The following is a 14,496-nucleotide window of genomic DNA, read 5'->3' as shown; positions in this document are numbered from 1 at the left end:
CGCAGGCAAGCCAGCTCCCACAGTTGCCGGTTCCCACAGTTGAATGGTGAGCGACTGGACAAGTACCGGTCCGTACAGGTCCCTCCAAAAGTGACCCGCTGTAAGAACGGGACCCTAAGTGGCCGTTACCTAAATAACGGATATGTACCCCAAAAGAACAAAAGAGTATTTAACGAACAGTTTTTAGAACCATAAGCTCATCCCTATTCCAATAGAAGATCGAGCCCCCCATGCCCATACCCCGCCCCCTCATCGCCGTCCTAGGACTCCTGGCCCTCTCCATCGCAGCCACCACCGAAGCCCAGGAAACCCTGCGCATCGGCTACCAGAAATCCTCCACCCTGATCACCCTGCTAAAAACCCAAGGCACCCTGGAAAAAGCCCTCAACGCCAACCACATCGACGTAACCTGGCACGAATTCCCCAGCGGCCTGCCCCTGCTCGAAGCCCTGAACGTGGGCAACGTCGACATCAGCGCCGATGTCGCCGACACCGTGCCGATCTTCGCCCAGGCCGCCCAGGCCAAGCTCACCTACTTCGCCCAGGAAGCGCCCTCGCCTTCGGCCCAGGCCATCGTGGTGCGCAAAGACTCGCCGATCCAGCAACTGGGCGACTTGAAAGGCAAGAAAATCGCCGTCACCAAAGCCGCCGGCACCCACTACTTGCTGATCGCCGCACTGGCCAAAGCGGGCCTGGAATTCGCTGATATCGAACCCGCCTACCTGTCACCCGCCGACGGCCGCGCGGCGTTCGAGAACAACAAGGTGGATGCCTGGGTCACCTGGGAACCCTTCCTCACCGGCGTGCAACGCCAACTACCCACCCGCACCCTGGCGGACGGCGCCGGGTTGGCCAGCTACAAGCGCTATTACCTGACCGGCACGCCGTATGCCAAAGCCCACCCCGAGGTGTTGAAGGTGGTGTATGAGCAGCTGGAAAAGACCGGCCAATGGGTCAAGGCCCACCCGCAGGACGCGGCGAAAGTGCTTGGCCCGCTGTGGGGCAACCTGGATGTGGCCACGGTGGAAGCCGCCAATGCACATCGCAGCTATCGGGTGCAGCCGGTGACGGTTGATCAGTTGGGTGAGCAGCAGAAGATTGCCGATGCGTTTTTCAAGGCGGGCTTGTTGCCCAAGGCGGTCGATGCCAAGGATGTGCAGACCTGGAAGCCTTAAAAATGTGGGAGCGGGCTTGCCCGCGATAGCGCTCGTTCAGCAATAGATTTCTTGGCTGACACACCGCAATCGCGGGCAAGCCCGCTCCCACCGGTTAAACCGCCAGCCCCGTTTAACCGCGCTCAGTCAGCCCACGCGCCGCCAGCGCACCCAACACCCCGCCCACCATCGGTGCCAGCCAGAACAGCCACAGCTGCGCAATGTACTCGCCGCCTGCAAACAACGCCGGCCCGGTGCTGCGCGCCGGGTTCACCGAGGTGTTGGTCACCGGGATCAGGATCAGGTGGATCAAGGTCAGTGCCAGGCCGATGGCAATCGGCGCAAAACCGGCCACCGCGCCCGGGGCGGTCACGCGCAGGATGATAAAGACAAAGAAGAACGTGGCGATCAGTTCGGCCAACAAGGCCGCCTTCATGTCGAAGTGGCCTGGGCTCAAGGCGTCATAGCCGTTGGCGGCAAATCCACCCACGGCAAAATCGTCCTGGCCGTTGGCGATCAGGTACAGTGCCGCCGCCGCGCCAATCGCACCGCTGACCTGCGCCGCGATGTACGGCAGCACGTCAACCCCAGCCACCCGCCGCCCGGCCCACAGGCCCACAGTCACCGCCGGGTTGAAGTGCCCGCCCGAGATGCCGCCCACCGCATAGGCCATGGTCAACACCGTGAGGCCGAACGCCAGGGACACGCCGACAAAACCAATACCCAACTCCGGGAACGCCGCCGCCAGGATGGCGCTGCCACAGCCGCCGAAGGTCAGCCAGAAAGTACCCAGAAACTCTGCGGTCAAACGCTTTTGCACAATCGACTCCATTGCTGTTCAAGTGCCGTCACCACAGGGCGTGGGCGGTCCTGGGCGACGGTAGCAATGGGCATCGAGGCGCCCTGTAAGACTTGTCTGGTTTTAGCTGGGCGACACACCCGTCCCAAACTTGCGGATCGCCAGGCAATAGCCGATCAACGCCAGCGCCGCCAGCAAGCCGCCTGCTGCACCGATCCAGGCGAAGCCGAACTGGCTGCCGACCCAGCTCCCCATCAGCGCACCGCCGCCGATGCCGATGTTGTAGATGCCGGAAAACATCGCCATGGCCACGTCGGTCGCATCCGGCGCCAGTACCAGCACCTTGGACTGCATCGCCAGGCCAAAGCCCATGATCGCCATGCCCCAGAAAATGCTCAGGCCGACGAGATAGGATTCGGCCCCGCTCAACGGCAGCATCAGCGCCAGGCACGCCGCCAGGATGAACACCGCGCCGACCACGAACAGATGGGGATTGAAGCGGTGCACCAGGCTGAACAGCAATGAGCCGATGATGCCCGCGCCGCCGAACACCAGCAGGATCAGGGTCACGGCGCTGCCGCTCATGCCGGCCACGCCTTCGACGAAGGGTTCGATGTAGCTGTAGGCGGTGAACTGCGCGGTCACGGTCAGGGCGGTGAGCACGTAGAGCGCCACCAGCGCCGGGCGCTTGAACAGCAGCGGCAGGCTGCGCAGCGAGCCGGAATTCTGACTCGGCAACAGCGGCAAGGTGCGCGCCAGCCAGAACACCAGCGCGGCGGCGAAGGCGCCGATCACCAGGAACGTGGTGCGCCAGCCCATGGCCTCGCCGAGCAGGCGGCCCAGAGGAATGCCCAACACCATCGCCAGGGACGTACCGGTGGCCAACAGGCCGAGGGCCTGCACCTGTTTGCCGGCCGGCGCCAGGCGCACCGCCAGCGACGCAGTGATCGACCAGAACAACGCATGGGACAAGGCAATGCCGATGCGACTGACCATCAGCAAACCAAAGCTGGTGGCCACGCTGGACAGGACATGGCTGGCGATAAACATGCAGAACAGCACGATCAGCAGCTTGCGCCGCTCGACGTTGCGCGTCAGCAACATCACCGGCAGCGACGTCAGGGACACAATCCACGCGTAGATGGTGAGCATCAGGCCGACGCTCGACACCGGCATGTCAAAGCTCGCGCCAATGGCGCTGAGCAGCCCGACGGGGACAAATTCGGTGGTATTGAAGACAAACGCGGCCAACGCGAGGGCGATGACCGGCTGCCAATTGGCTTGGGGGGTTGCGGCTGAAATGCTCATTGAAGGGCGCGGTACTCGGACGATGATCAAACGGCTACCCAGGACAAGCGCCGCCGTTGAACATTCTATAGGTTTCTCGCCCGTCTGTTGGCGCTGATCCTGATCAAAAAGCCATCAGTTTCATCACGGCGCGGTCAGGGTGACCACGTAAAGCCCCGACTGAATCGGCTTTCCAAGGGTATCCACCAGCACATACCGCTGGTCGTAATAGCGTCCGTTGGCGTTGTCGCTCACCAACTTGACGTTGGCCGTCGCAGTACCCAGCGCCTGGACGCTGCGCACAGGTTGCACATCGAACTGATTGCCGCGAACGGCCTGCGGGCAACCCTTCAACTCCATGACCGCGCCGCCCGGTGAACTGCTGGCACAACCCGGCTCGACAATGCTGCCGTGAAACTGAATGACACCGCCCGATGCCGCCAGGCAACTGCCCGCCCATACCGCAAGGAAGCCGGTAACCCGTGATAACCGTTTGACGTGCATGACGACTTTCCTTCTTGGGTAGTTAAGAAGGTAGTCGTCCGCGCAGCCGCAGACTTTAGGACAATCGTCTCAAAAAGCCCGGCCTAGTGAGGCAGCGCGTAGATCACCGCTTGCCCAACCTGCGGGCTGTGCCGGCAAAACGTCGACAAGTCGAAACGCTCGTTCGTCCCCAGGCTGGCATTGACCACGACCAGATCGAAGCCAAGGCCGCCGCAGGCCAGCAGCGTCAACATCTCATCCAGGCTCGACACCGGCGCAATCGCGTAATAGCCCTGGCGATTGAAGTCCCGTTCCAGGCGCAGGCGCTGATGGTGCTGGGGGTCGGCGATCATGATGCGCAGGCGTTTATTGATCATGGCCGACTCCAGCACTGGACTTGCCCGCGCCCCTGCAACCAGCGCAGCAGGTCGGCACCGGGCATGGGCCGGGCGTGCCAGTAACCCTGGCCCTGGGCGCAGCCCATTTCCAGCAGTTGCTGTTGCTGCTCGGCGGTTTCGATGCCTTCGACCACCACCGACATGCCCAGGGTCTCGCCGAGGGCCAGGGTGCTGCCGATCACCGCTCGGCAACGCGGCTCATGGGCCAGGCCACGGACAAATTCAGCGTCGAGCTTGATTTCGTTGAACGGCAATTGGCACAGGCGCTGCAACGACGAGAACCCCGCGCCGAAATCGTCGATGGACAAACGACAACCCAGCATGCGCAAACGCACGAGGTTTTCCAGGGACACGGCGGGCACTTCCAGCAGGCCGCTTTCGGTGAGTTCAAAGGTGATGCTGCCACACGGCGCCTGGTAGGCCGCCAGCAGGCCTTTGATATGGGCGGTCAACCCGACATCGGCCAACTGCGCCGCGTGCAGGTTGAACGCCAGCTCCAGGCTCAACCCCAGGCCCTTGGCCTGGCGCTGCTGGGCCAGGGCCTGCTGCATCAAGGCGAACAACAGGTCGTCCATCAGCCCCGCACGCTCCATCGCCGGTAAAAACACTGCCGGTGACAGCACGCCCTTGGACGGATGGTGCCATCGCGCCAGCACTTCCACGCCGACCACGCTGCCGGTCTGCAAATCGAATTTGGGTTGGTACCAGGCTTGCAGCTGCTGATCGCGAAGCGCCCGGCGTACCTGCTGTTCATCGGCGACTTCCAGCGGCGATGGCGCCTCGAACGTCGCAGGCCGCTGGCTCAACGCGAGTGCCAGCAGCGGCTGCAACGCTTCGGCCAGCAGCGGCTTGCCGATATCGCCGAGCATGTTCAGCCCCAGCAAGGCGCCCATCTGCCGTACGGCGCGGCGCACGTCCCAGGGCAAGCCGCTGCTGACGATGATTGCCCCCACCTGGCCAGTGGCGCTGATGCGCTGGATAAACTCCAGCCCGTCCATGCCATCCATTTGCAGGTCGCACACCACCACGTCCACCGGCCCCTCTTGTGCAAGCACGGCCAGGGCCTCAGTGCCGTTGGCGGCCTCCAACACGTCACGGCAACCCAACTGTTTGAGCAGGCTTGTCGCCACCGACCGTTGGAACAGGTGGTCTTCCAGCACCAGGACACGAAGCGGCAATGGGGGCATCAAGGGGCACTCGCTGAAGAAGGGAATACCTGCATGGTGTGCGATTGAGCCACGCGGTTAGCGTGGAAATTACGCACAGACACGTAGGAAATTTCCCAAGCCGCTACAGGTACGCCGCCAACCGTTGCTCCAACGCATCCATTGCCTGTTGCAAGCCATCCACGGCTTCGGTCAACAGGGCCGAGTTCAGCCCCTCGCAGGCCACTTCCAAGGCTTCGCACGCCTGGATCAACCGCTGCGCCTTGATAATCCGCGCACCGCCCTTGACCCGGTGCGCCAGGTCGGCCAGCCCGCTGACGTCATGCAGGGTAAACAGTTGCATCAGCCGCGCCATGTCCTGCTCGTTGCTGGCGGCCAGGTCTTGCAGCAGGCTCTTGATCGAGGCTGCGTCGCCGCGGCTGAGCTGCTCCAGGCTGGTCAAGTCGATGTCGTCCGGTCCCTCATCGCCAGGCACCGGCAACACCAGGCACGCACTGAGGTCCTGCAAGCTGATGGGTTTGAACAGGCAGTCGTCCATGCCCGCCGCCAGGCAGCGGTCTTTTTCCTCGGGTTGGGCGTTGGCGGTGAGGCCGAGGATCAACCCGGCCGGCAAGCCCCTGGCGCGTTCTTCGTCACGAATCGCGCGGGCCAGCGCGTAGCCGTTCATCAACGGCATATTGCAATCGGTGATCACCACGTCGAACGCCTGCGCCCGCCAGGCGCGCAAGCCGTGGGCGCCATCCTCGGCATCCACCACCTGATGGCCGAGGTAATGCAACTGCTGGGTGAGCAACAGGCGGTTGGCCGGGTAGTCATCGATCACCAGCACCTTGAGCGCCCGGGAGGCCGGCGCTTGCAGCGGCGCAACGGCGGGCGGGATATCCAGCTCGACCAGGGTGGGCAAGCTGACGCGCATTTCCACCTGGGTGCCCTGCCCCAACACGCTGTTGAGCACCAGGCTGCCGCCCATCATTTCGCACAGGGTGCGGCTGATCATCAGGCCCAGCCCCGAACCGCCACGCGCCGACTGGCCATGGTTGCTGGCCTGGGCAAACGGGCTGAACAGCTGCTGCTGGTCTTCGCTGGAAATCCCGCTGCCGCTGTCTTCCACCCGCAGGCACAGCGCCAGGCGTTCATCATCCTGCCCCGGCTCGGCGCTGACCCGCAGGCGCACGTGGCCGCTGTGGGTGAACTTGATCGCATTGCTCAACAGGTTCGAGACGATCTGCTTGAAGCGCAGCGGGTCCACCAGCACCTGGCGGTTGACGCTGGCGTCGAGGTCGAGGATCAGTTGCAGCTGCTTCTGCCGCGCCAGGCCTTCAAAGATGCGCGCCACCGATTCCACCAGCTCGCGCAAGTTGGCGCGCTCCGGCGCCAGGGACAGACGGCCGGATTCGATGCGCGCAATGTCGAGGATGTCGCCGATCAAATCCAGCAAGCCCCGCGCCGCACCCGACGCCACTTCAATGGAGAGACGGTCGGTGACGCCCTGGTCGGCCTTTTTCAGCGCCAGTTCGAGCATGCCGATAATCGCGTTCATCGGCGTGCGGATTTCATGGCTCATGGTTGCCAGGAAGGTGGTCTTGGCGCGGTTGGCCGCATCGGCGCCATCCTTGGCGTCGTGCAGGGCCAGGAGCAGATGCTGGCGTTCACTGATGTCGATCCAGCCGCCGATCATGCCGCTGACTTCACCGTCGCTGCCGCGATACGGCAGCATCCAGTGGTAGATGGTCAGCACGCTGTCGGCGCCCATGGTCAGGCGGCGGTCCTGCACCCGTGGCACGCCCTCCTCCATCACCTGCAGATAATCGGCGTGGTAAGCCGCGGCCTCGTCGGCGTCTTTCAGCACGCCTTCGACCACGGTCTTGCCGAGCACGGCGTCACGCTCCACGCCAAACACGTGCAGGTAGCCGCTGTTGCAGATGCGCAGCCGCCCCTCGCGGTCGCGCACATAGATCGGGTGCGGCGTGCCGTCGATCAGCACGCGCATGAATTCCATCTGGTCGTTCAGGGCAATCTGCGCCTGTGTGCGCTGGCGCATCAGCCTGCGCAGGTAGGCGATCCAACCCAGCGCCACCAGCAGCAGAGCACCCGCCACGGCAAAACCCTGCAGGATCAGGCTGCGGTTGCGCAGCCAATAGCTGTCGTCCACGGCAATCTCGTTGCGCCAGCGGTTGGTGACTTCGTCCATCTCCTCCGGCGGGATGCTCAGCAGGGCTTTTTCCAGGATCGAATACAGTTCCAGCGCGCCGCGCGAGGTCGCGAACGCCACACGCGCCGACTCGGTACCGACCGTGGCGGTGATGCGCAAGCGGTCACGGTATTGGCGCGAGATCATGTAGCGCGCGGTGATCAACGAATTGACCGCGCCATCGGCCTGCCCGTCGGCCACCATGGCCATGGCTTCCTGGGCGCTCTCGGCGTTGACCAGGGCGATGTTGGGGAACGCCTCCAGCAACTGGTCGCGCACCGGGTTGCCGGTGATGATCGCCAGGCGCTTGCCCGCCATGTCATCCAGGGTGGCCGGGCTGTTCGGGCCGCTGCGGCTGATCAGCACGTAGGGTGAACTCAGGTAGGGCCGGGTAAAGCGCAGATGGCTCTCACGGGCCGCGCTGGGTGTAAGGGTGATCAGCAGGTCGGCTTCCTCCGTACGGATCTGCTCGATCAGGTCGGCGACAGACTGCGTGCGCACCACATCGAACTTCAAGCCGGTGCGCAACGCGACCTTGGCCAGCACATCGGCGCTGATCCCACGGAACTCGCCGTCTTCGTTGAAAAACGAGAACGGTACGAAACTGTCATCGATCGCCACCTTCAAACGCGGGTGAGCGGCCATCCAGCGCTGCTCGCTGGCGCTGAAGTGCAGCGCGATGCGCCCCGGCATGCTGCCGCCGCCCGCGCTCCAGCGGCGCAGGATGGTCATGCGCTCGCCCTGGGGAATCGCCGCCAGCGCCGAATTGATGATGTGCAGCAAGCGCGCGTTGGCCTGGGCGAACGCAAACGAGAAATTGCTCACTTCCATCTGCGAGAAGTCAGCCAACTGCACGTTGTTCAGGTAGTTCTTGTTGATCAGGTACTGGGCGCTGATGGAGTCGCCCAGGTACACGTCGGCATTGCCGAACGCCACCGCACCAATCGCGCTCAAGGTCGAGGGGTAGAGCTGCAACGTGGCCTGGGGGTAGAACGCCTGCACCGCGTCCGGTGGCAGGTAGTGGTAGAGCATGGCGATTTTCTTGCCCGCCAGGTCCGGCGCCAGCACCTGGCTCTTGGCGACCTGGGTGACCAGGGTCGGCTGGTCTTCGGCGTAGGCCGTGGACATCAGCAAGTCATGGTCGGCCTGTTCAAAGCCGTTGGCGGTGCCGAGAAAATCCACCGCGCCTTGCTTGAGGGCGTCGATCACGTCCGCACGGGAGGCATAACGGCGTACTTCCACCGGCGTGCGCAACAGCTCGCTGAGGAGCTTTGCGTAGTCGGCGGTGAGGCCTTCGTAATCTCGGCCGTTGGTGGTCATGCCGAAGGGCGAATAATCCGGCGCCGACGCCCCCAGCACCAACACGCGTTTACTGCGTAGCCAGCCCCAGTCCTGCTCCGACAGTGACACGGCGTATTCCGAGACATGGGAACGCCCGAGCACCTGATAGGTTTCAGCCGGTGCAGCGGCGAGGGCAGCCCCGTTCAGGCAGCCCGCCAGCAGCGCACCCAGCAGCCATTTATGCAGGAGAGTGTTCATTCAGACCAGATTGTTGCGCTTGGCGAAATCGGCCAGGTACACCACGGACTTGACCTTGAGCTTCTCGATCAAGCGGGTCTTGTAGGTGCTGATGGTCTTGTTGCTGAGCAGCATCGCGTCACCGATTTCCTTGTTGCTCAGGCCTTGGGACAGTTGCTGCAGGATGGTCAGTTCACGGTCGGACAGGGTCTGGATCAACTCAAGGTCAGTGGTTTGCGCATCACTGCGGCGCACCGAACTGTTGGCCAGGTTCGGAAAAAAGGTATAGCCGCCCATCACCGCCTTGATCGCCTTGACCAACTCGTCGAGGTCATTGGTCTTGGAGATATAACCCGCCGCGCCGGCTTTCATGCAGCGCATGGAATAGAACAGCGGCGACTGCGAGGTCAGCACCAGGATCTTGCACGACAGGCCCAGGGCGCAGATGCGCGAAATCACCTCCAGGCCGTCCAGCTTGGGCATGGCGATATCCAGCACGATCAGCTCGGGCTCATGCTCGCGGGCCAATTGCACGGCGTCGGCGCCGTTATCCGCCTCGGCCACGACCTCAAAGCCTTCCTGCTTCAAGAGCATCTTCACGGAGGAACGAATAAACGGATGATCGTCCACGACTAACGCTTTAAACATAACAACCCCTGTGCGACATGCCGGCTCAAAATACACGAGCGCGACCTGAGTGTAGGAAATATCTCAAAACTTTGAGAGGCCGGTCCCATGCGCTTCCAGCCAGGGCAACAAGTGGTGCCCCGCCATGGGCCGTGCCAGGTAAAAACCCTGGCCCAGCTCACACCCCAAGGCCAGCACACCATCACGGATAGGCGCGGTGCTGATCCCTTCGATCACCAGGCTCATGCCCAGCACATTGGCCAGCGCCCGGGTGCTTTTGATCATGCTGGGGTTGTGGCGCACAAAGCCGCCATCCAGCTTGAGTTGGTTGAACGGCAGTTGGCACAGCAGCTTGAGGGAGGAAAAGCCGTTGGCGAAGTCATCGATCGACAAACCACAGCCCAGCACACGCAGACGCAGCAGGTTCTCCTGCACGGCCGGCGCACTGTTGAGCAGGCCGTTTTCGGCCAACTCGAAGCGCAGCACGGAACCGCTGAACCCATGACGGCCCAAGGCCCACTGGATATGTGCGACCAGACTGCCGCCGAGCAATTGCGAGGCATGCAGGTTGAACGCCAGCTCCAGTGGCACCTGTTGCCGGCGCAGGATGCCCAGCAGGCTGAGGCCCTGTTCCAGCAGTTGCTTGAACATGTCGTCGATCAGGTCGTAGGCCAACACGGCGGCCAGGAAGTCTTCGGGCAACAACACGCCGCGGGCCGGGTGCTCCCAGCGCACCAAGGCTTCCGCACCGGCCAGTTGCCCGGTGCGGATCACGAATTTGGGCTGGAACCACGCACGGAATTCGCCCAGGGCCAGGCCGCGCTGGATCTCCAGCTCACTGGGCAGGGGTTTGACGCGGGGAGAGGCCATGCTTACCAACCACTTTGCGGGTGCGATGGGGCGGATAGTGGCCTGGAATCATCTGAATCTATAAGGGAAGCGTCCTGCCGATGCGTAGGACATTTCCCACAGGCAATTAAGGGTCAACCTGCTCCATCAGTTCGGCCACCGACTCGGGCCGTTGCGCATAGCGCTGGGCCAGCGCCGCGCAGACCATCAGCTGGATCTGGTGAAACAGCATCAGCGGCAGGATCAGCACGCCCATGGTTGCCCCGGCGAACAGCACCTGGGCCATCGGTACGCCCGTCGCCAGGCTTTTCTTCGAGCCGCAGAACAGGATGGTGATGCGGTCTTCCTGGTTAAAGCCGAACGCCTTGGCCAATACCGTCGACGCCACCAGTACCAAGGCCAGCAACACACAGCACGCCACCACCAGGCCGCCCAGTTCCCACAGCGGGATCTTGTGCCAGATGCCTTCATTGACCGCTTCGCTGAACGCGCCGTAGACCACCAGCAGGATCGAGCCTTGATCGACGAATTTCAGCCAGGACTTGTTGCGCCCCACCCACGCGCCAATCCAGCGCCGGGCGATCTGCCCGGCAATAAACGGCAGCAGCAGTTGCACGCTGATCTTGAGGATCGCGTCGAGGGTGTTACTGCCTTCGCCGTGCACGTTGAGCAACAGCGTCACCAACAGCGGCGTGAGGAAGATGCCAAACAGGCTCGACGCCGCCGCGCTGCAAATCGCCGCCGGGATATTGCCCCGCGCCAGCGAGGTAAAGGCAATCGCCGACTGCACCGTGGCCGGCAAGGCGCAGAGGTACAGCATGCCCATGTACAGGTCTTTGCCGATCAGCGGCGACAGCAGCGGCTTGAGCGCCAGGCCCAGCAACGGGAACAGCACGAAGGTCAGGCTGAACACCAACAGGTGCAGGCGCCAGTGGCCGGCACCGGCGATGATGGCCTGGTTCGACAGCTTGGCGCCGTGCAGGAAAAACAGTAGCGCGATGGCCAGGTTGGTGACCCAGCCAAAGGCCACGGCGGTCTGGCCGCTGGCGGGCAACAGCGAGGCGAGGATCACCGTGGCGATCAGGGTCAGGGTGAAGTTGTCGGGGAGAAAGCGCGGACGGGTCATAAGTGAGTTCTTCCGGGGGTTGCCAAGAGCGTCTCGGCGACTCTAACGTAACGGCTTGTTACCGACTAACGCCAATGAGCCAACAAATGCCGCCTAAAGGACATGACAAAACCGTGCGCCGCAGCGTGCCCGGGCTTTCCAGCTTGCCGAGGCCGGTGTATGGGCGCACCGAATCATTGCCCAATCGCGCCTTGACCCGCCGCCACAGTCACCCGTGGGTGCAATTGTCGTACGCGATTTCCGGGGTGCTGGAGATTCAGACCAGCGTTGGCCGCTTTGTCGCGCCGCCGCAACGCGCCGTGTGGATTCCGGCGGGCATGCCCCACCGCGTGTTCAGCTCGCCACGCACCGAGATGCGCAGCCTGTACCTCGATTGCAGCGTGACCACCTGGGCGGACGCGCGTTGCCACGTGCTGGAAGTGAGCAGTCTGCTGCGCGAATTGATCCGCAGCTTCAGCGAACTGCCGGTGGCCTATGTTGAGGACGGCGCGGACGGGCGCCTGGCCCAGGTGCTGCTGGACCAGTTGGCCGCAGCGCCCCAGGTGGACTTGATGCTGCCGTTGCCCATGGACCCGCGTTTGCGCCAGATCTACCGCAGCCTGAACCTGCACCCGGAGCAGCAGACCACCCTGGGGGACTGGAGCCGCAAATTGGCCGTAAGTGAAAAGACCCTGAGCCGCCTGTTCTTGAGCGACACCGGGCTGACCTTCCGCGCCTGGCGCCAGCGCTTGCGCCTGCTCACCGCCCTGCCCGCCCTGGAGCAAGGCGAGCGCGTGACGGATGTGGCGTTGGGGTGTGGGTATGAATCGACCTCGGCGTTTATCAATGCGTTTCGCCAGCAGTTTGAGGCGACGCCGGGGGAGTTTTTTCGCTGACTTACAGGTGTAGGTGATGCAAATGTGGGAGCGGGCTTGTGTGGGAGCGGGCTTGCTCGCGAATGCGGTGGGGCAGTTGGAACATCTTTGGCTGACACACCGCTTTCGCAGGCAAGCCAGCTCCCACAGGGGATTGGGTTTCCACTTCGGATCAGGTTTACACCGATCAAACTGTGGGAGCTGGCTTGCCAGCTCCCACAGTTTGATTTGTATGAGTCTGTTAGATATGGGCCTTGGCCAGGATCGCCTGGAGCAACACATCCGCCCCCGCCGTCGACCATTCAGGCGAAATTTCCTCCGCCTCGTTATGGCTCAACCCATCCACACACGGCACAAAGATCATCGCGGTCGGCGCTACCTGGTTGAGGTAGCAGGCATCATGCCCCGCGCCGGAAATCATTGGCCGATGGCTGTAACCCAACGCCTCGGCAGACGCTCGCACCACCTCCACGCAATCAGCGTCAAACGCAATCGGCGCGTACTGGAAGATCTGCTGCACGCTGTGCTGCAAGCCGATCCCCTCGGCGATCTGCGCCACCGCTTCGCGCAGTTGCTGGTCCTGGCGCGCCAGCACGGTTTCGTCCGGGTGACGGAATTCCACACTGAAAAACACGCGCCCCGGTACGACGTTGCGCGAGTTGGGGAAGATATTCGCCATGCCCACCGTGGCACGCCCTTCGGCGCCTTGTTCCAGGCCCAGGCCGTTGACCGCCTCGACCACGCGGGCGAAGCCGAGCAAGGCGTCGAGGCGATGGTCCATCGGTGTGGTGCCGGCGTGGGCGCTACGGCCCTTCAATTCGACTTCGTACCAGCGCTGGCCCTGGGCGCCGGTGACCACGCCGATGGTGATGCCTTGCGCTTCAAGGATCGGGCCTTGCTCGATGTGCAGCTCAAACGCCGCATGCACCGCCTGGCCGCCCACCGGGTGCGTGCCGGCATAACCGATCTGCTGCAACGCCTGACCAATGCTCACGCCGTTCTTGTCTGCGCGGGACAGGCCATATTCCAGGTCAAACACCCCGGCGTAGACCCCCGACGAAATCATCGCCGGGGCAAAGCGCGAGCCCTCTTCGTTGGTCCAGTTGACCACCTCGATCGGCCGGTCGGTCTCGATGCCGAGGTCGTTCAAGGTGCGCAGCACTTCCAGCCCGGCGAGCACGCCGTAGATGCCGTCGTACTTGCCGCCAAAGGGCTGGGAGTCGCCATGGGAGCCGGTCAGCACCGGCGCCAGGTGATCAAGACGCCCGGCGCGACGGGCGAAGATATTGCCCATGGCGTCCACGCGAATGCTGCAGCCGGCCGCCGTGCACCACTGCACGAACAGGTCGCGGCCGCGACGGTCTTCCTCGGTCAGCGCCAGGCGCGAGACGCCGCCTTTTTCGGTGGCGCCGATCTGCGCCATCTCCATCAGCGCGTCCCACAAACGCTCGCCGTTGACACGTGCCAGATTATTCATGGGGTTTGGCCCGGTAGCGGAAATCACAGCGATGGTCGCCGCCCATGATGGTCTGGGTGCGGATCAGCTCGATGTCGGGGTTGTAGCCGACGATAAACAGCTCGTCGCGGTTGCACGACAGCAAGTGGCCGATCTCGCCCAGGCCCATTTCGGTGTACATCTCGGCGTAGCGGCAGCGCTTGACGTCGTAGTCGTAGTGCTCGGCATCGCTGGCGATGATCTCGACCTTCAGCGCGTCGTCTTTTTCCCAGAGCACTTGCAGTTCGACAAAGCTCTTGAGGTCGGCGCGCTCTTCCAGCGACGCAAAATGCTTGCCCGCCTGGATCGCCGCATTGCCCACCGCTTCGCCGATCACGGCAGCGGCAAAGTCCTTGCCCTGCTCGCGCTTGAGAATCTCGTAGATCGGCTTGATGATTTCGGCCTCGATCCGCCGCCGGGCAAGAATGCCCAGTTCACCTTCCAGTTTGCTCATTTCATCTCTCCTCCAATCCAATGTGTGCACACCGTCAAATGTGGGAGCTGGCTTGCCTGCGATGGCGGTGTCCCAGCCGGCACATCATTGGCCGG

13 protein-coding genes are annotated in these 14,496 nt (G+C 63.2%); 2 read left to right on the top strand and 11 right to left on the bottom strand.

All coding sequences use genetic code 11. The annotated features are described in order from the left end of the window. Window positions 1-230: 230 nt before the first annotated feature. Entirely contained in the window at window positions 231-1,175 is a 945-nt protein-coding gene (locus B348_RS0105325) for an aliphatic sulfonate ABC transporter substrate-binding protein (protein WP_017735111.1), read from the top strand. A gap of 112 nt (window positions 1,176-1,287) precedes the next feature. Here the strand turns inward: B348_RS0105325 and aqpZ are convergent, their stop codons facing one another. The 9 genes from aqpZ to B348_RS0105280 form a co-directional block, all read right to left on the bottom strand. After that, window positions 1,288-1,986, bottom strand: a complete 699-nt coding sequence (gene aqpZ, locus B348_RS0105320; RefSeq protein ID WP_017735110.1) for an aquaporin Z — start codon at window positions 1,984-1,986, stop codon at window positions 1,288-1,290. Window positions 1,987-2,076: 90 nt separating this feature from the next. Next, window positions 2,077-3,261, bottom strand: a complete 1,185-nt coding sequence (locus B348_RS0105315) for a sugar transporter (protein ID WP_017735109.1) — start codon at window positions 3,259-3,261, stop codon at window positions 2,077-2,079. A 123-nt stretch (window positions 3,262-3,384) separates the two neighbouring features. Continuing rightward, on the bottom strand, window positions 3,385-3,744 hold the full coding sequence (locus B348_RS0105310; RefSeq protein WP_017735108.1) for a hypothetical protein: 360 nt from the start codon (window positions 3,742-3,744) through the stop codon (window positions 3,385-3,387). Window positions 3,745-3,827: 83 nt separating this feature from the next. Further along, on the bottom strand, window positions 3,828-4,100 hold the full coding sequence (locus B348_RS01000000129760; protein ID WP_017735107.1) for a hypothetical protein: 273 nt from the start codon (window positions 4,098-4,100) through the stop codon (window positions 3,828-3,830). After that, the gene (locus B348_RS01000000129755; protein WP_032864706.1) at window positions 4,097-5,308 is read right to left on the bottom strand and encodes an EAL domain-containing protein; all 1,212 of its coding nucleotides are present in this window, start codon (window positions 5,306-5,308) and stop codon (window positions 4,097-4,099) included. The genes B348_RS01000000129760 and B348_RS01000000129755 overlap by 4 nt, the downstream gene beginning before the upstream one ends. 103 nt (window positions 5,309-5,411) lie before the next feature. Continuing rightward, window positions 5,412-9,017, bottom strand: coding sequence for a transporter substrate-binding domain-containing protein (locus B348_RS0105295; RefSeq protein ID WP_017735105.1), 3,606 nt, complete (start codon window positions 9,015-9,017; stop codon window positions 5,412-5,414). Further along, a complete protein-coding gene (locus B348_RS0105290; protein WP_017735104.1) occupies window positions 9,018-9,644 on the bottom strand; it encodes a response regulator transcription factor in 627 nt (208 codons plus the stop codon). It lies immediately after the preceding gene. A gap of 63 nt (window positions 9,645-9,707) precedes the next feature. Continuing rightward, window positions 9,708-10,493 (bottom strand): EAL domain-containing protein, encoded by a 786-nt coding sequence (locus B348_RS01000000129750; protein ID WP_017735103.1) that lies wholly within the window; start codon window positions 10,491-10,493, stop codon window positions 9,708-9,710. 106 nt (window positions 10,494-10,599) lie between these two features. After that, window positions 10,600-11,598: a bile acid:sodium symporter family protein gene (locus B348_RS0105280; protein WP_017735102.1), complete on the bottom strand. Its 999-nt coding sequence runs from the start codon at window positions 11,596-11,598 to the stop codon at window positions 10,600-10,602. An 86-nt stretch (window positions 11,599-11,684) separates the two neighbouring features. On the opposite strand from B348_RS0105280, the gene B348_RS0105275 reads away from it, so the two are divergent. Beyond that, window positions 11,685-12,473, top strand: coding sequence for a helix-turn-helix domain-containing protein (locus B348_RS0105275; RefSeq protein WP_017735101.1), 789 nt, complete (start codon window positions 11,685-11,687; stop codon window positions 12,471-12,473). A 220-nt stretch (window positions 12,474-12,693) separates the two neighbouring features. On the opposite strand, the gene B348_RS0105270 is transcribed toward B348_RS0105275, so the two are convergent. Next, window positions 12,694-13,929, bottom strand: coding sequence for a Zn-dependent hydrolase (locus tag B348_RS0105270; protein WP_017735100.1), 1,236 nt, complete (start codon window positions 13,927-13,929; stop codon window positions 12,694-12,696). Next, window positions 13,922-14,401 carry an L-2-amino-thiazoline-4-carboxylic acid hydrolase gene (locus B348_RS0105265; protein ID WP_017735099.1) on the bottom strand — a complete coding sequence of 160 codons (480 nt, stop codon included), beginning with the start codon at window positions 14,399-14,401 and terminating at the stop codon, window positions 13,922-13,924. Before B348_RS0105265 ends, B348_RS0105270 begins: the two co-directional genes overlap by 8 nt. Window positions 14,402-14,496: the final 95 nt, after the last annotated feature.

The sequence above is a fragment of the Pseudomonas sp. CBZ-4 genome (assembly GCF_000346755.1).
GTDB lineage: Bacteria > Pseudomonadota > Gammaproteobacteria > Pseudomonadales > Pseudomonadaceae > Aquipseudomonas.
The sequence above is the reverse complement of the archived record's forward strand: the minus strand, read 5'-3'. Positions and strand labels throughout refer to the sequence as shown.